Below are 15,753 nucleotides of genomic sequence, written 5' to 3' on the forward strand. Positions count from 1 at the left end.
GTCTCCGTCCCCGCCGGCCCTCCCGGTCCCCTGCCCTCCCGCGCCCCTCGGCCCCGCCGTTGCGGTGATCAAGAGGTTCGCGTCAGTTGATCAAGAGGTTCGCGTCATCGTGGAGATCACTCCTGACGCTTTTCTCTTGATCACCGGAGCGGGGCGGGGCGGGGTGGAGCGGGGCGGGACGGGTGAGGTTGGGGGGTGGGAGGGGAAGGGGACGGGTGGGGCGGGGGTGGGTCAGGGGTGGGGTTGGTAGAGGGTCAGGGGGTTGCCGGTGGGGTCGGTGACCAGGGCCCGACGTTCGTGCGGGCCGGTGGTCGGGGCCGAGACGGTGACGCCGGCGGCGGCCAGGTGGGCGAGGCAGGCGTCGAGGTCGTCGACCTGGATGCTGAGCACGGTGCGGCCGGCGACGGGTTGCTGGGTGGCGTCGGCCAGGCCGAGGGTCACCGTGCCGTCGGTGACGGCGGCGTACCGGTCGCCGTCGCGGAAACGCACCGTCAACCCGAGCGCGGTGTAGAAGGCGAGCTGGGCGTCCAGGTCGTCGGCGGGGACGATCACGTGGCCGATCCTCATGGCCGGAACCTCGGCATCACCTCGCGGGCGAACCGCTCCACGATCTCCATCGACCGTTCGATCGGCAGGCCGAGCCACTGGGCGCGGAAGACGAAGTGGTTGTAGCCGGCGTCGGCGAAATCCTGGATCTTGGCGGTGATGTCGTCGGGCGAGCCGAAGAACAGCGCCTTCTCCTTGATCGCGTCCCACTGCGACTCGAAGAAGTCCATGCCGTACTGGACGTACTCGCCGTAGGAGCGTTTCACCTGTTCACCGGCGACGGCGAACGCGGCCTCGGCGGAGTCGGCCACGCACAGGTCCCGGTGGATCGGGAAGACCGCGTCGGACTCGTCGAACCCGGCGGCCCGCCGCTGCTCACGGTAGTCGGCCAGGTTGCCCACGGCCCAGTTGCGGCGCACGTTGGACGGTGCGAGCCAGGGCAGCCCCTGCCGGGCGATCCGGGCGATGCCGGTCGGACCGTTGGCGCCCACCCAGACCGGCGGGTGCGGACGCTGCACCGGCAGCACGCTGCACCGCACCCCGTCCAGGGTGAAGTGGTTGCCCTCGTGGTGCACCGGCTCCCCGGTCCACAGCTGCTGCATCACCGAAAGCGCCTCGTTCATCCGGGACACCCGGGTGCGCCGTTCGATGCCGAACGCGGCGAACTCGACGTCGCGGTAGCCCGAGCCGATACCGAGGACGAACCGGCCGCCGGACATCTGGTCGATGGTGGCGATCTCCTCGGCCCAGTGCACCGGGTGGCCCAGCGGCAGGATGAGGATGCCGGTGCCGAGCTGCATCGTCCCGGAGTGGTCGACGAGCCGGCTCAGCAGCGGCAGCGGCTGCGGGGTGCGCAGCGACGACAGGTAGTGGTGGATGCCGAAGACCGAGTCGTAGCCCAGGTCCCGGACGTGCTGGACGTACTCGACGGTCTCCCCGATGCGCCGGCCCAGGTCGTCGCCGGGGGCGTACTGGTGGTCGAGCAGGATGCCGAACTTCACGCCGTCGCCTACTCTTCCCGCGACCGGCTGTCGCTGAGCCGGAAGTACGGGGCGACGAGCCGGTCCCGGTCGGCGAGCGCCTGCGCGATGCCCTTCTCCCGGCGTTCCTTGAGGAAGTTCCAGTCGCCGTCGGCGAAGCTGACGTTGGTGGCCCAGCCGTGCCCGACCCAGCCGGTCATCGCCCCGAGGCCCTTGCCGCGCGCCTCCATCACCACCTGCATCATCGACTTGCCCATCATCAGCGAGTCCAGCGGCATCACCGCGATCGCGTCGGCGTAGTCGTCGACCCACTTCTGGAGTTCGTCACGTGGGACGACCTTGGTGACCAGGCCCTTGCGCTCGCCCTCCTCCGCGCCGATCGCGCGCATGGTGAGCATGACGTCCTTCATCGTGGTCAGGCCGACCTTCTCGATCCAGTGGTACATGTCCTGCGGGGCGGGACCGAGGTAGCGGAACGCCGGGTGGGTGAACCGGGCGTCCGGGGAGGCGATGACGATGTCGGCCGACAGCGCGATCTGGAAGTGCCCGCCGTAGCAGTAGCCCTGCACCTGGCAGATGGTCGCCTTCAGCGACTCGATGATCGGCCGGGTGAAGCCGGAGCTGAGCACGTTGCGGTCGGGCAGGATGCGCTGCCGCTGCGCCGGGCGACGCCGGGACGCCTTGTCGGTGCCGTTCTTGTAGCCGATGTAGTGACCGAGTTCGGCGGCGTCGGCACCGGTGCCGAAGTGCTCCCCCTCCCCGGTGAACACGATGACCTTGACCCGGTCGTCGGTCTCCGCCTCCTTCACCAGGTCACCGACCCGTTCGAAGGCGGCCACCGGGATGGCGTTGAGTCGCTCGGGACGGTCGAAGGTGATGGTGGCGACGGCCCGTTCCTCGTCCACGTCGTACCTGACGTACTTCGCGAGGACCTCGGGGTCGACCTCCATGTTCTCGACGTCCCACTGGTTCTCCAGCAGTTCGGCTTCGGTCTTCTTCACGGCGAATTCCTTAGGTCAGGTGGTGGTACGGAAGGCGGGGATCACTTCGGTGGCGAACAGCCGCAGCGAGGCGCGCAGCTTCTCGGTCGGCATGCCCAGCCAGCCGGGCCGGAAGATGAGATGGTCGAACCCCAGGTCCCGCAGGGCGGAGATCCGCTCGACGAGAAACTCGGGCGAGCCCAGCAGCAGCGTGTTGCGGACCAGCTCGTCGAACCGGTCCCGCTGCCAGCGCAGCGCCGGGTACTCGGCGTACGTGGAGTACTCGACGCGGGCGTGCGGCAGCGCCTCCGCGACGGCCTGTTCGGTGCTCGGCGCGCAGTACAGCTCCACGCCGACGGGCCGCTGCACCGTCGCCGGGTCGCGCCCGTACTCGGCCAGCGCCTCGTTGTAGACCGCCAGGTGTTCGGGCAGGAACCGGCGGCTCGGGGAGTTGCCCGGCGCGTACCAGGCGTCGCCGAGCCGGGCGGCCCGACGTACCGCCTTCTTGCCGCCCGCGCCGATCCAGATCGGTGGGCCGCCCGGGGTCAGCGGCGGGATGCCGATGGTGGCGTCGACCTGCGGGTAGAACTCCCCGTCGTGGGTGACGGGTGCACCGGTCCACAGCGCCCGGATCAGCCGCAGGCTCTCGTCGAACCGACGGAACCGGGTCTCCGGGTCGACGCCGAAGGCGGCGAACTCGTTCTCCCGGTAGCCCGCCCCGACGCCGAGGACCACCCGCCCGCCGGAGAGGTGGTCCAGGGTGGCGAACTCCTCGGCGACGTGCACCGGGTGGAACATCGGCAGCAGCAGGATGCCGGTGCCGAGCAGCATGTCCCCGGAGCGCGGGATGAGGCTCGCCAGCATCGAGATGGGCTGCGGGGTGGCCAGGTTGGACTGGAAGTGGTTGATCGTCCAGACCGAGTCGTAGCCCAGTTCGGCGGCGAGTTCGACGGTGCCGAACAGGTCGTCGAGGTGTCTGCGGAGGTCGTCGCCGGGCGGGTACTGGTGCGACGCCATGATGCCGAACCTCATCGGCTCCCCCCATCTGTCGACCGGCTGGCCCCGCCCGCCTCCGGCGGGGAGGCCGCTGCGCGGCTGATCTTTCCGGTGGCGCTGCGTTCCAGCGCGGGCACGAACTCGATCCGCCGGGGGGTCTTGAAGTGGGCCAGCCGCTCCCGGGCGTACGCGACGAGCCGGGCGGCCAGGTCGGTGTCGTCGACCGTGTCGTCGGCGGCCCGGACCACGAGCGCCACCGGGATCTCGCCCAGCCGGTCGTCCGACCGGCCGAGCACCCGGACGTCCTGCACGAGCGGGTGCCCGCGCAGTTCGTCCTCGATCTCCTCGGGCCAGACCTGGAAACCGCCGCATTTGATCATGTCCCGCTTGCGGCCGACCAGGAAGAGCACCCCGTCGGGGTCGACGTAGCCCATGTCGCCGGTGTGCACCCAGCCGTCGCGGACCAACTCGGCCGAGGCGGCGGCGTCGTCGACGTACCCCCGGGTCAGCGCGGAGCGGACCACCACCTCGCCCTGGGCGCCGGTCGGCAGCGCGGCCCCGGCGTCGTCGCGGATCTCCAGCTCGACGCCCGGGTAGACCCGGCCGGCCGAGCCGGGCTTCCACCGGCCGGACTTCATGTCCCGGCCGGTCCAGCCGGCGATGTGCCCGGCCTCGGTCGAGCCGTAGTTGACCAGGATGGGCACCCGGTAGCGCTCCTCGAAGGCGCGCCGCACCGGCCAGGAGATCGCCTGCCCGGCCACCAGCACCGACCTGACCCCGTCGAACGGCAGCTCCCGTTCGGCGTGCACGATGTCGAAGACCATGGTGGGCAGCAGGAACAGGTTGTCGAACCCGAACCGGGGCATCAGGTCGGCGAGCCGGTCGACGCCGAAGCGTTCCCAGACCACCGCCGGGCGGCCCACGAAGTACGCGAACAGCAGCGCATGCTGGCCGCCGCTGTGGAACAGCGGCAGCGCGATCAGGTTGGGGCGGGCGTCGCGGGTGGCGCTGCCCTCGGCCTCGGTGCCGGTGGTGACCCGGGCGAGGCGCATCAGCGACTCCCGCGTCCCGCCGTGGGTGACGCTGACGGCCTTGGGTCGCCCGGTGGTGCCGCCGGTGAACAGGATGCACGCCTCGGCCTGCGGCCCCACCTCGACGCCGGTGACCCGGGCCTCCCGCCGCCACGGCAGCTCGGGCACGCCGGTCAGCGACGTCGTGACGGACCGGACCGGGACGGCGGCACCGTTCCCGTCGAGGTCGGACCGGGCGGCGAGGAAGGCGGCGACCACGTCGGGCCGGCGGTCGTCGACCAGCAGCAGCCGGGGCGCGGTCTTCGCCACCGACTCGGCCAGCTCGGCGGCGTTGTAGAGGCTGCTGACGGTGACCGGCACCGCGCCGATCTTCCAGGCCCCGAAGAGCAGGAAGACGATCTCGGGGCCGTTGGTCAGGTAGCAGGCGACCCGGTCGCCGGGGCCGACGCCCTCGGCGCGCAGCGCGGCGGCGACGCCCCCGGCGAGCAGGTCGATCTGGTCGAAGGTCCACCAGCGGCCGTCCTCGGCGTACAGGCCGGGCAGGTCGCCCCGGTCGGCGCACCGGCCCTCCAGGATGCCGACCAGGTTGCCGGCGCTCACCGGGTCACCCCGGTCGCGGTCGCCGCGATCCTCGGGACGACGGGCGTGGCGACCCTGGGGATGACCTCCGCACCGAAGCGGGCGAGCTGTTCCATCGCCTCGTCCTGGCTCGCGCCGACGAACTGGTGGCGCAGCGAGACCTCGGTGATGCCCAGCTCGGTCTCCCAGCGGCGCAGCTTGGCCACGATCTCGTCGGCCGAGCCGACCAGGCAGTCCTCGGCCAGGTACCGGTCGAGGTCGAGGGACTGCGCGTCGTCCCAGGACTTGTAGCCGGCGTACTGGCGTTGCAGGTGCGGGCGGACGGCCGCGACGGCCGCCGGGTAGCTGTCGGCGAGGTACGCCTCACGGCTCATCGGGTACTCCCGGTCCAGGGGGAAGCCGCGCTCGGTCAGGTCGGCCCGGTAGAGCCCGAGCAGTCGGGCCAGTTCGGCGTCGTTGCCCTTGGGGCCGATCAGCCACGGGGCGTCGAGGCGGGCGGCGCGGCGGATCGCGGGTTCGGCGAACGCGCCGATCCACAGCGGCGGGCCGCCGGGCTGGGCCGGGCGCAGCGCCAGCGACGCCCCGGGAACCTCACCCCAGCTACCGGCGGCGTCGATCGTCTCGCCGTTCCACAGGGCGCGCAGGATCGGCACGTACTCCCGCAGCCGGCGCAGCCGGTCCTCCCAGGCGACGCCGAACGCGGCGGTCTCGCGTTTGCGGTAGCCGGCGCCGATGCCGACGGTCAGCCGGCCGCCGCACAGCACGTCGAGGGAGGCCAGGTCCTCGGCGAGGGCGACCGGGTTCAGCAGCGGGGCGAGCAGCACGCCGAACCCGATCCGGACCCGGGAGGTGGCGTGGGCGAGGTAGCCGGCGAGCGGGACGGGTTGGACGAACGCCGACCGGGCCAGGTAGTGGTGGCCGAGGTAGACGGCGTGGAAGCCGGCCGCCTCGGCGGCGGCCGCCTGGGCCAGCACGCCGTCGATGCCCTCGGCGGCGGACGCCGACGGGTCGAACTGGGCACTCAGGAAGCAGCTGATCTTCACCCGAGGACCGCCTCGGCGGTGGGCACCCGCTCGGCGGCGCGGTCCTGGGCCCGGAAGTGCGGGATGACCTTGTCGGCGAACTCCTCCATGGAGCGCAGCGCGGCGGCGCGGTCCAGCGACGGGATCCGCAGCCAGCCGATGTAGTGGTTGATGCCGAGCTGGTCGCGCAGCATCTCGATGGTCTCGATGACGCGCTCGGCCGAGCCGAAGTTCCCGCCGTGGGTCAGCGTCTGCTCCAGGGTGAGCAGCTCGATGTTCTTGGCGACCGCCGCGTAGTAGGCGCGCTCCTGGGCGATGGCGTCCTCCGAGCCGGGGATGACCTTGCCGACGGACTTGTAGTAGTTCATCGCCGCCGTCGCCGCCGTACGCAGGCCCTCGTCGCCGTCGCCGCACCAGACCTGCTGCATGAACGGCAGGTCGTAGGTGGACAGGTCGAAGCCGTTGTCCCGCATGCTCTGCCGGTAGAGGTCGAAGTTCTTCTGCATGATGCCCAACGGCGTGAAGTTCGGTGAGGTGATGATCGACTCGCCGACCGCGCCGCGTTGCCGGAAGCTCTCCGGGGAGACCGTGCCCTGCAGGATGGGCGGCCCGCCGGGGGTGAACGGCCTCGGGTAGGTGGTGACGTTGTCGTAGTGGAAGATCTCGCCGTGGTAGGAGAAGTTCTCCTGCGACAGCGCGAGCCGCAGGATCTCCAGGGTCTCCTGGTAGCGCTGCTTGGACTCCGCCAGCGGTACGCCGAAGCCGGTGAACTCGGCGGGCTGGTAACCCCGGCCGACGCCGATGGAGACCCGGCCGCCGCTGAGCACGTCGAGGGCGGCGATGTCCTCGGCCAGGCGCAGCGGGTGGTGCAGCGGGAGGACCAGGACGGCGGTGCCGATGGTGATCCGGCGGGTCCGCTCGGCGACGGCCATGCCGAAGTTCAGTGGGCTGCCGAGGATGCCGTACTTGGAGAAGTGGTGCTCGGCGAGCCAGACCGAGTCGAAGCCCAGCTCGTCGGCCAGCTGGATCTCCTCGAGGGTTTCTCGGAGCACCTGATGGTCCGATGCGCCGTCGGCCACCGGGAACAGGTTCATGATTCCGAACTTCACGGCCTTCTCCTCATTTATTCCGACCAGCCGGTATGTTACTGCTCCGGGCTGGTGCCCGGCAAGACTTCCGCAGGTCAGCCCCGCGCGGCCCGACGTGCCCGGATGCGCAACTCCCCGGCCCGCCGCCGGTGCCACGACCCCCGCCCGCAGCGGGCGTCGAGCACGAACGCGCGGCGCAGGAACAGGTGCGGGTCCGCCTCCATGGTGATGCCCATTCCGCCGTGCACCTGGATGCACCGCTCGGCGGCGAACACCGCCGCCTGCCCGGCCGCCGCCTTGGCCGCGTGCACCTGGACCGCGGCGTCCGGGCGTCCGGTGTCGACCGCCCACGCCGCGTACAGGGTCAGGTCCCAGGCCGCCTTGCGCGCGGTGGCCGCCTCGGCCAGCGGGAAAGCGACACCCTGGAACGACCCGATCACCCGACCGAACTGCCGCCGGGTGCGGGCCTGCTCGGCGGCCAGGTCGATCGCCCCCTGCGCCACCCCGCACAACTCGGCCGCCACCACCAGCGCCGCCCGCAGCGGCCCGGTGCCGGTCGGGCGGGGCCGCTCGGGCGCGGCCACCGTCACGTCCGCCAGCGGCACCGACGGGTCCAGCGACTGCCGCGCGGTGATCCGGACCGGGTCGGCGAACCAGACGCCCGCCGGGCCGAGCGCGACCACGCCGTCAGCCTGCGCCGCGTACGGCACCAGGGTGCGCACCAGCGGGTCCACCGACGCCGCGTCGACCCAGCCTGAGCCGCCCGGCACGTCGACCGCAGCGGTGAGTACCCGGCGACCGTCGAGCACCTCCTCGGGCAGCGGCCCGTGCTGCCCGTCGCCGCAGAGCAGCTGCACGGCCGCCGCGTGCGTCGGGAACCGGCTGGGCAGCAACCGCCCGCCGAGCGCCTCGACGGCGACCAGCAGGTCGATCAGGCCCGACCCGATGCCACCGGCCGACTCGGGCACCCCGAGCAGCCCGAAGTCGCGCAGCAGCGGCCCGTCCCCCGCCGGGGCCCGCCACCCGCCCGACCACGCCGCGCGGGCCGCGCCCCGGTCGGCGTCGGCGAGCGCGCCCACGGTACGGCCGATGTCCTGCTGTTCCTGGGTGAATGTCGCGCGCACCGGACCACCTCGCTCAGCGGGAGCGGGGCAGGCGCAGGACCCGCTCCGCGAGAATCGACTTCTGGACTTCCTCCGTGCCGCCCTCGATGGTGTGGGCGCGGGCCCGCAGGTAGCGGCGCATCCGGGCGGCGGCGCCGTCGCCGTCGACCAGCACCCCGCCGGCCTCGTCGAGCTGCACGGCGAGCCGGTTGGCGTTCTGCACGACCCGGGCCCACAGACTCTTGAGCGCCGAGGTCTCCGGCCCCGGCACCCCGCCGGCCCGGCTCTCGCCGAGCATCCGCATCGAGCCGATCCGGACCGCCTCGGCGTCGCACTGCAACGCGCCCACCGCGTCGACGAACGCGCTGTCGTCGGCGACGCCCCGCTCGACGGCGACGTCGATCAGCCGGTCGACCGCCTGCCGGGCCCAGACCCACAGGTTGAGCGCCATGCTGCCGCGCTCGAACGCGAGCGTGGTGAGCGCGACGGTCCAGCCGTTGCCGACCCCGCCGAGCACGTCGTCGTCGGCGACGAACACGTCGTCGAGGAACATCTCGTTGAACTCGGTGTCCCCGTTGATCATCACCAGCGACCGGACGGTGAACCCGTCCATCGGCGCGAGGAAGTAGGTGATCCCCTCGTGCTTCGGCGCGGCGGCGTCGGTACGCGCCAGCAGCAGGCACTTCGACGCGTTGTGCGCGTTGGACGTCCAGATCTTGGCCCCGTTGATCCGCCAGCCGCCGTCGACCCGGATCGCCGCCGTGGTCAGGCTCGCCAGGTCCGACCCGGAGCCGGGCTCGCTGAACCCCTGGCACCAGTACTCGTCGCCGCGCAGGATGCCGGGCAGGTGCCGGGCCTGCTGGGCGTCGGTGCCGTGCGCGATGATCGTCGGCCCGGCCAGCATCATGCCCACCCCGTTGAGCGGGTACGGCGCGCCGCGTACCGCCGCCTCCTCGTTGAAGACGGCCTGGGCCAGCGCGTCCATCCCCCGGCCACCGTGCGCCGTCGGCCAGGACAGCCCGGCCCAGTTGCCGGCGCAGAGCCGGTCCTGCCACACCCGGGACCAGTGCTCCCGCTCGTCCTGGGTCAGCTCCTCCTGGTCGGGCACGTCGGCCAGCGCCCCGTCGAGCCACCTGCCGACCTCGTGCCGGAACGCCAGGTCGGTGTCGCTGTCAGCGAAGTCCATGCCCACCCCCCTGTGGGTCGTCGGTGTCGCCGGTCATGCGCTGGCCTCCTCGGCGGGCACGAGCCGGGCCTTGTAGAGCTTGCCGTTCGGGTCGCGGGGCAACGCGTCGCGCACGACGTAGGACTGCGGGCGCTTCGGCTTGGCCAGCCGCTCGGTGAGGTAGCGGCGCAGCTGCGCGACGGCCGTTTCCGGGTCGGGCGCGGTGTCGGTGAGCACGACGTGCGCCTGCGGCACCTCGCCGAACTCAGGGTCGGGCACCCCGACGACGCCGACATCGGCGACCCAGTCGTGACCGATCAGCGCCGCCTCGATCTCGGCCGGGTAGACGTTGACCCCGCCGACCAGGATCAGCTCGGCCGCGCGGCCGGTGATGTAGAGGAACCCGTCGGCGTCGACGTGGCCGACGTCCCAGACGGTCATCAGGCCGTCGCGGCGCGCGCCGTCGGTCTTGCCGGGGTCGTTGTGGTATTCGACCCGGTCGTCGCCCTGGCGCATGTAGACGATGCCGGTCTGCCCGACGGGCACCTCGTTGCCCAGCTCGTCGAGGATGCGCAGGGTGGAGATGGAGGCCGGCCGGCCGACCGTGCCCGGGTGGGCCAGCCACTCGTGGGGGCGGGCGACGGTGGTGCCGACCTCGGTCGAGCCGTAGTACTCGTAGACCACCGGGCCGAACCAGTCGAGGATGCGCTGCTTGACCTCGCGCGGGCAGGGTGCCGCGCCGTGCAGCACGTAGCGCAGCGAGGAGAGGTCGTAGCGGTCGCGGACCGCCTCGGGCAGTTGCAGCAGCCGGTAGAAGTGGGTCGGCACCATGCTGGTGCCGGTGACCCGGCGCCCCTGCACCCGGTGCAGGAAGCCCTCCGGCGTCCAGCCGTCCATCAGCACCATCGTGCCGCCGGCGTGCAGCGCGCCCATCGCCGGGGTGATGTTGGCCGAGTGGTACATCGGGGCCGACACCAGCCAGGACGCGAACGCCTCCCGCTCCATCCCGAACTCGCGGAACAGCCAGACGTAGGTCAGCGCGCCGGTGTCGGCGTCGACGCCGCTGAGCGGGCGCTTGACCCCCTTGGGCCGGCCGGTGGTGCCGGAGGTGTACATCATCAGCGAACCGGCCGGGGTGTCCGCCGGGCTGGTGGCGGGCATGTCGGCGGTGAGCGCCGTGAGCGGTCGGGCCCGGTCGGTGCGGGGCGTGCCGTCGACGAAGACCTGGATGCCGGGCACCGCCGCGGCGGCGTCGAGCACGACGTCCTGCACCCGGGCGGAGCCGACCACCACCCGGGCCTCGCTGTCGGCGAGGATGTAGCCGACCTCGGGTGCGGTCAGGTGGTAGTTCAGGGTGACCAGGTAGAGCCCGGACTGCATGGCCGCGAGATAGAGCGCGACCAGGCCGGGGCTGTTGGTCATCACCGCCGCGACGGTGTCGCCGGGCCGCAGGCCCGCGTGCGTACGCAGCCCGTGCGAGATCCGGTTCACCTCGGCGAACAGGTCACCGTAGGAGATCCGCCGGTCGTCGGCGGTCACGATCGCGCACAGCTCCGGTTCCGCGGCTGCCCACAGCCGGAACCCGGTCCGCTCCTGGCTCATCGGACTCCTTGAGCTAGATTCCGACCATCCGGTATGTTGGTGTCCCACAGTAAGGGAGCCTCCCGACGATGTCCATACCCGTGAGCGACGCCCACGCCGCCAGCTGGCGGGCCCGCCAGGTGCCGGTCCCCACCCAGGTCGTCGACGGTGTCTGGGCGATCCCGGTCCCCCTGCACGGCAGCGCCCTGCGGTCCATCACCGTCTTCCTGATCACCACCGGCGACGGCCCGGTCCTCGTCGACGCCGGCTACGACCACCCGAGCTGCTGGACGTCGTTCCAACGGTCGGTGGCGTCCATCGGGCAGCGGGTCGACACCATCGCGGCGGTCCTGCTCACCCACAACCACCCCGACCACGTCGGCTTCGCCGACCGGGTACGCGCCGCCTCCGGCGCGCGGGTGGTGATGGGCGCGCCCGACGACTTCGCCACCATGCACCGCCGGCGCGGCACCTTCCTCCAGCAGGTACGCACCGCACTCGACCTGACCGGCGCCCCGCCCGACGTCGTCACCGCCATGTACGCCGACGCGGTCGCCGTCGCCGTGCACCAGGAGGACCTGCGGCTCGACGTGGCCGTGGAGCACGACACCGAGTTCCGTTTCGGCGACGTGACCGTCCGCGCCCTGCCCGCCCCCGGGCACACCTACGGACACACCGTCTACGTCGACGCCCGGGGGCTGGTCTTCACCGGTGACACGATGATGGCCGAAGGGCCCACCCAGCTCGCCATCGTCAGCCGCCCCGACGACGACCCGGCCGCCGACCTGTTCGGCACGCTGGCCCGCATCGGCGACCTCGGGGCCGCCATCGCCTGCCCCGCCCACCAGTTCCCCTACCGGAACGTCGCCGCCCGCGCGCAGGCGCTCGCCGCGTTCCACCGCGACGAGGTCGAGACGGTCCGGGGCCTGGCCCGCGACGGCGACACCGCATGGGACGTCGCCCGGCGGATGACCTGGAAGAAGCCGTGGGACGAGCTGGGCCGGGGCACCCGACGGTTCGCCCTGGTGCACACCCTCGCTCTGCTCCGCCACGCCGCCACCGACAGGTGACGCCGGGGCGGCCCGCCCGGCCCGGCTGCCGGCTCAGTCGCGCCGGGCGTCGTCGTACGTCCAGTCCGGGCGCAGGGTCGAGCGCAGCTCCCGCAGGGTCCGTTTGAGCACCTTGCCGGACGGGTTGGTGGGGAACTCGGGCACCAGGTAGACCTCCTTGGGCACCTTGAACCGGCCGAGCCGCTGCCGGGCGTGCGCGATCAGCGCCTCGGGTGTCAACCCCGGCCGGGCCACCACGAACGCGGCCGGCACCTCCTGCCACGTCGGGTGCGGGGCGGCCACCACCGACGCGGCCAGCACCAGCGGATGGTCGGCCAGCACGTTCTCGATCTCGGCGCTGGACATGTTCTCCCCACCGCTGCGGATCATGTCCTTGAGCCGGTCGCGGATGTAGAGGTAGCCGTCGGCGTCGAAGCAGCCGATGTCGCCGGTGTGGAACCAGCCGTTCCGGAACGCGGCGGCGGTCGCCACCGGATCGTCAAGGTAGCCGGGGCTCACCTTCGGGCCCCGCGCGACCACCTCACCGTGCGCGCCGACCGGCACGTCCGCACCGTCCGGGTCGACCACCCGGACCTGGACCCACGGCACCGGCAGCCCCACCGACCCCTGCTTGGACTCCTGGTGGGCGGCGTCGAGGTAGGTCAGCCCGCTGCACGTCTCGGTGAGGCCGTACCCCTCGATCAGCCGGGCGTTCGGGAACAGCCCCCGGGCCACCCCGAACAGCGCCGAGGTGACCTGCGAGAAGATCAGCCAGCGGACCGACGACAGGTCGGTGCCGGCGGCGGTGGGCTCGCGGCGGACCAGGTCCAGCATGGTCGCCGCCACCACCATGCCGGTGATCCGTTCCGTCTCGATCGCCCGCAGCACGGCCGCCGGCACGAACCGGCGGTGCAGCACCATGGCGCCCCCGACGTGCCAGATGCCGAAGCCGGGCAGGTCGGTGCCACCGACGTGGTAGAGCGGCGCGGCGTTGAGGATCCGGTCGGTCGGCCGCAGGCCCAGCTCGACGATCTGGGCGTGCATGTTCCGGTTCACGTTGCCGTGGGTGAGCAGCACCCCCTTGGGCAGGCTGGTGGTGCCGGAGGTGTAGACGATCCGTTGCAGGGCCGCGTCGTCCAGGTCGACGTCGGCGACCCGCGCGCCCCGGTGTGCCGCGACGAGCGCCCGCACGTCGGTCCAGCCGTCGTCGACCGGCTCCAGCGCGAAGCGGCGTACGGCCGGCAGGTCGGCGAGGGCGGCGGTGGTGAGCGGGGCGAACTCCGGCACGGTGGCGACCGCCTCGACCCGGGCGTGCGCCAGCAGCCGGGCCAGCTCCCCCGCGGTGAGTCGGTAGTTCAGCGGGACGACGACCGCGCCGAGTTTCGCCAGCGCCAGGCAGAGGAGCAGGAACTCGGGGACGTTGTCCGCGACGACCGCCACCCGGACGTCCCGGCGTATCCCCTCGGCGACCAGCCCGGCGGCCAGCGCGTTGACGTCGTCGTCGAGCTGCCGGTGGGTCCACCGACGGTCGGCGAAGACGAGCGCGTCGGCGTCGGCGAACCGGCGGGCGTTGCCGGCCAGCATCGCGGCGAGGTTCGCGGTGCTCACTCCGCCGCCTCGCGCAGCGCCTTCTTCAGCACCTTGCCGGAGTCGTTGCGCGGCAACGACGTCACGAGCTGCACGTACCGGGGGACCTTGTAGCGGGCCAGTTCGGCTAGGCAGTGCGCGCGCAGCTCCTCGGCGGTGCCGGTCGCGCCGTCGCGGAGGATCACGAACGCCTTGGGCACCTCGTCCCACCGCGGGTCCGGCACGCCGATCACGGCGACCTCGGCGACGTCGGGATGCTGGGCGAGGACCCGTTCGATCTCGGCGCTGGCGATGTTCTCCCCACCGGACTTGATCAGGTCGGCCCGGCGGTCGACGAACCACAGGTAGCCGTCGGCGTCGATCCGCCCCACGTCGCCGGTGCGGAACCAGCCGTCGCGCCGGCTGCGCCGGTTGGCCTCGTCGTCGTTCCAGTAGCCGGGCGACACCTTCTCCCCCCGGACGATGATCTCCCCCTCGACGTCCGGGCCGACCGGCCGGAAGTGCTCGTCGACGATGCGGATCTGCACCCCGGGGAACGGCGCGCCGAGCGCACCGAGCTTGCTCTGCTCGTGGGCGGCGTCGAGGTAGCAGACCCCGTTGCACAGCTCGGTCATGCCGAACGTGTCGATCAGGCGGACGTGCGGCAGCCGGCGTTTCACCTCCTGCCGCACGCTCGGCGCGACCCCGGCGAACAGCAGGTAGCGCAACGCGGCGAGGTCCGGCGGGTCGTCCAGGTCGAGCAGCCCGAACAGGATCTGGGCGGCCAGCACCATGCCGGTGATCCGCTCCTGCGCGGCGATCCGGGCGATGTCGGTCGGCTTGAACGTCGGGGTGAGCACCATCGTCGCCCCGGCGACGAACGTCGCCAGGCCCGGCGCCTCCAGCCCGCTGACGTGGAACAGCGGCGCGGAGACGAGGATCCGGTCGGCGGCGGTCAACTCCAGTTCGAGGACCTGCGCGAAGTGGTTCGCGGTGAGGTTCCCGCAGGTGTGCACCACCCCCTTGGGGCGGGCCGTGGTGCCCGAGGTGTAGAGCAGCCGGTGCACGTCGGCGGGGCCCTTGTCGGCGTCGGCGACCCGCACGCCGGGTGGCTGACCGGCGAGCAGGTCGGCCAGCCGTCGGGCGTCACCGACGACCGTGTCGCCGTTGGCGACCAGCGTGCGCAGCCCGGTCGTGGCCGCCAGCCGGGCGGCGTCGGCGGCGAAGTCGTCGTCGTAGAGCAGCCCGGTGACGCCGGCCTGGTCGATGACGTACGCCTGTTCGTTGGCGTGCAGCCGCCAGTTCAGCGGCACCGAGACCGCGCCGAGCCGGCTCAGCGCCAGCAGCTCGATGACGTAGGTGGCGGTGTTGCGCCCGAGCACCCCGACCAGGTCGCCGTCGGCGATGCCGGCGTCGCGCAGGGCGGCGGCGTGCCGGTCCACGTCGGCGTCCAACTCGGCGTACGTCCAGCGGGCGGCCCCGTCGACCAGGGCTTCGGCGTCGGCGCGGCGCAACGCCTGGCGGCGCAGCGTCTCGGTGAAGTTGCTGCCGCCCATCAGTCGCCGCTCCCCCGCCGCCGGGCCAGGATCTCCTCCCGGGTTGGCAGCGACACGAACTCCAGCAGGTTGCCGTCGAGGTCGCGGGCGGCGAACGCGGTGATGTACCCGTAGTTGTCCAGCAGCACCCGGTTCGGCGCGGACAGGCACTCCGCGCCCAGCTCGGTCAGCCGCCGGTGCAGGTCGTCCAGCTCGTCCAGGGGCACCTCGAAGCTGAGCAGGAAGGTGCCCAGCTCCAGGTGACCGGCGGTGGCGGTACGGGTCTTCACCCCGTTCCACTCGATGAGTTCGAGCTGGCCGACCCGGCTGGGGCCCTGGAGGTACTGGACCCGGCCGGTGGTGCCGGCGGGCAACCCCAGCGACACCTCGATCCCCGGCCCGCCGACGTCGGTACGCAGCGTCCGGCGGTAGCCCAGGGCGCGTTCGTAGAAGTCCGCGGCACGGTCGACGTCCGAGACGGTCATGGCCACGTGGTGCACTTCGCTGACCGGCATGATGCCTGCCTTCCGAT

The 15,753-nt window shown here is 72.4% G+C and carries 14 protein-coding genes; 1 reads left to right on the forward strand and 13 read right to left on the reverse strand.

Annotated elements, in window-relative coordinates; all coding sequences use genetic code 11:
* Window positions 1–231: 231 nt before the first annotated feature.
* The 10 genes from JQX11_RS20240 to JQX11_RS20285 all read right to left on the reverse strand — a co-directional run bounded on the left by JQX11_RS20240 (window position 232) and on the right by JQX11_RS20285 (window position 11,092).
* On the reverse strand, window positions 232–567 hold the full coding sequence (locus tag JQX11_RS20240; RefSeq protein ID WP_204926533.1) for a VOC family protein: 336 nt from the start codon (window positions 565–567) through the stop codon (window positions 232–234).
* Window positions 564–1,547, reverse strand: a complete 984-nt coding sequence (locus JQX11_RS20245) for an LLM class flavin-dependent oxidoreductase (protein WP_204926534.1) — start codon at window positions 1,545–1,547, stop codon at window positions 564–566. Before JQX11_RS20245 ends, JQX11_RS20240 begins: the two co-directional genes overlap by 4 nt.
* 8 nt (window positions 1,548–1,555) lie before the next feature.
* Entirely contained in the window at window positions 1,556–2,527 is a 972-nt protein-coding gene (locus tag JQX11_RS20250; protein WP_204926535.1) for an enoyl-CoA hydratase/isomerase family protein, read from the reverse strand.
* A gap of 15 nt (window positions 2,528–2,542) precedes the next feature.
* A complete protein-coding gene (locus tag JQX11_RS20255) occupies window positions 2,543–3,523 on the reverse strand; it encodes an LLM class flavin-dependent oxidoreductase (RefSeq protein WP_204926536.1) in 981 nt (326 codons plus the stop codon).
* 11 nt (window positions 3,524–3,534) lie between these two features.
* Complete coding sequence (locus tag JQX11_RS20260) at window positions 3,535–5,133, reverse strand: class I adenylate-forming enzyme family protein (RefSeq protein WP_204926537.1); 1,599 nt, start codon at window positions 5,131–5,133, stop codon at window positions 3,535–3,537.
* Window positions 5,130–6,155: an LLM class flavin-dependent oxidoreductase gene (locus JQX11_RS20265; protein ID WP_204926538.1), complete on the reverse strand. Its 1,026-nt coding sequence runs from the start codon at window positions 6,153–6,155 to the stop codon at window positions 5,130–5,132. Before JQX11_RS20265 ends, JQX11_RS20260 begins: the two co-directional genes overlap by 4 nt.
* On the reverse strand, window positions 6,152–7,243 hold the full coding sequence (locus JQX11_RS20270; RefSeq protein ID WP_204926539.1) for an LLM class flavin-dependent oxidoreductase: 1,092 nt from the start codon (window positions 7,241–7,243) through the stop codon (window positions 6,152–6,154). Before JQX11_RS20270 ends, JQX11_RS20265 begins: the two co-directional genes overlap by 4 nt.
* Window positions 7,244–7,317: 74 nt before the next feature.
* On the reverse strand, window positions 7,318–8,346 hold the full coding sequence (locus JQX11_RS33135; protein WP_204926540.1) for an acyl-CoA dehydrogenase family protein: 1,029 nt from the start codon (window positions 8,344–8,346) through the stop codon (window positions 7,318–7,320).
* A gap of 13 nt (window positions 8,347–8,359) precedes the next feature.
* Window positions 8,360–9,511, reverse strand: a complete 1,152-nt coding sequence (locus tag JQX11_RS20280; RefSeq protein WP_204926541.1) for an acyl-CoA dehydrogenase family protein — start codon at window positions 9,509–9,511, stop codon at window positions 8,360–8,362.
* Between the two features lie 33 nt (window positions 9,512–9,544).
* Complete coding sequence (locus JQX11_RS20285) at window positions 9,545–11,092, reverse strand: AMP-binding protein (protein WP_204926542.1); 1,548 nt, start codon at window positions 11,090–11,092, stop codon at window positions 9,545–9,547.
* A 68-nt stretch (window positions 11,093–11,160) separates the two neighbouring features.
* Between JQX11_RS20285 and JQX11_RS20290 the strand changes: the two genes are divergently transcribed.
* Window positions 11,161–12,141: an MBL fold metallo-hydrolase gene (locus JQX11_RS20290; RefSeq protein WP_204926543.1), complete on the forward strand. Its 981-nt coding sequence runs from the start codon at window positions 11,161–11,163 to the stop codon at window positions 12,139–12,141.
* A 33-nt stretch (window positions 12,142–12,174) separates the two neighbouring features.
* Here the strand turns inward: JQX11_RS20290 and JQX11_RS20295 are convergent, their stop codons facing one another.
* The 3 genes from JQX11_RS20295 to JQX11_RS20305 are packed head-to-tail and all read right to left on the reverse strand — an operon-like array spanning window position 12,175 to window position 15,736.
* On the reverse strand, window positions 12,175–13,728 hold the full coding sequence (locus JQX11_RS20295) for a class I adenylate-forming enzyme family protein (protein WP_204926544.1): 1,554 nt from the start codon (window positions 13,726–13,728) through the stop codon (window positions 12,175–12,177).
* Window positions 13,725–15,242 carry a class I adenylate-forming enzyme family protein gene (locus tag JQX11_RS20300; RefSeq protein ID WP_204926545.1) on the reverse strand — a complete coding sequence of 506 codons (1,518 nt, stop codon included), beginning with the start codon at window positions 15,240–15,242 and terminating at the stop codon, window positions 13,725–13,727. The genes JQX11_RS20295 and JQX11_RS20300 overlap by 4 nt, the downstream gene beginning before the upstream one ends.
* Window positions 15,242–15,736, reverse strand: coding sequence for a VOC family protein (locus tag JQX11_RS20305; RefSeq protein WP_204926546.1), 495 nt, complete (start codon window positions 15,734–15,736; stop codon window positions 15,242–15,244). The genes JQX11_RS20300 and JQX11_RS20305 overlap by 1 nt, the downstream gene beginning before the upstream one ends.
* Window positions 15,737–15,753: the final 17 nt, after the last annotated feature.

The sequence above is a fragment of the Micromonospora humida genome (assembly GCF_016901255.1).
In the GTDB taxonomy this organism is placed as follows: domain Bacteria; phylum Actinomycetota; class Actinomycetes; order Mycobacteriales; family Micromonosporaceae; genus Micromonospora; species Micromonospora wenchangensis.

What these genes read in the sequence shown, in the direction of transcription:
- JQX11_RS20240 (WP_204926533.1), bottom strand. Translation starts at nt 567, where the DNA reads ATGAGGATCGGCCACGTGATCGTCCCCGCCGACGACCTGGACGCCCAG.
- JQX11_RS20255 (WP_204926536.1), bottom strand. Translation starts at nt 3,523, where the DNA reads ATGGCGTCGCACCAGTACCCGCCCGGCGACGACCTCCGCAGACACCTC.
- JQX11_RS20280 (WP_204926541.1), bottom strand. Translation starts at nt 9,511, where the DNA reads ATGGACTTCGCTGACAGCGACACCGACCTGGCGTTCCGGCACGAGGTC.
- JQX11_RS20285 (WP_204926542.1), bottom strand. Translation starts at nt 11,092, where the DNA reads ATGAGCCAGGAGCGGACCGGGTTCCGGCTGTGGGCAGCCGCGGAACCG.
- JQX11_RS20290 (WP_204926543.1), top strand. Translation starts at nt 11,161, where the DNA reads ATGTCCATACCCGTGAGCGACGCCCACGCCGCCAGCTGGCGGGCCCGC.
- JQX11_RS20300 (WP_204926545.1), bottom strand. Translation starts at nt 15,242, where the DNA reads ATGGGCGGCAGCAACTTCACCGAGACGCTGCGCCGCCAGGCGTTGCGC.
- JQX11_RS20305 (WP_204926546.1), bottom strand. Translation starts at nt 15,736, where the DNA reads ATGCCGGTCAGCGAAGTGCACCACGTGGCCATGACCGTCTCGGACGTC.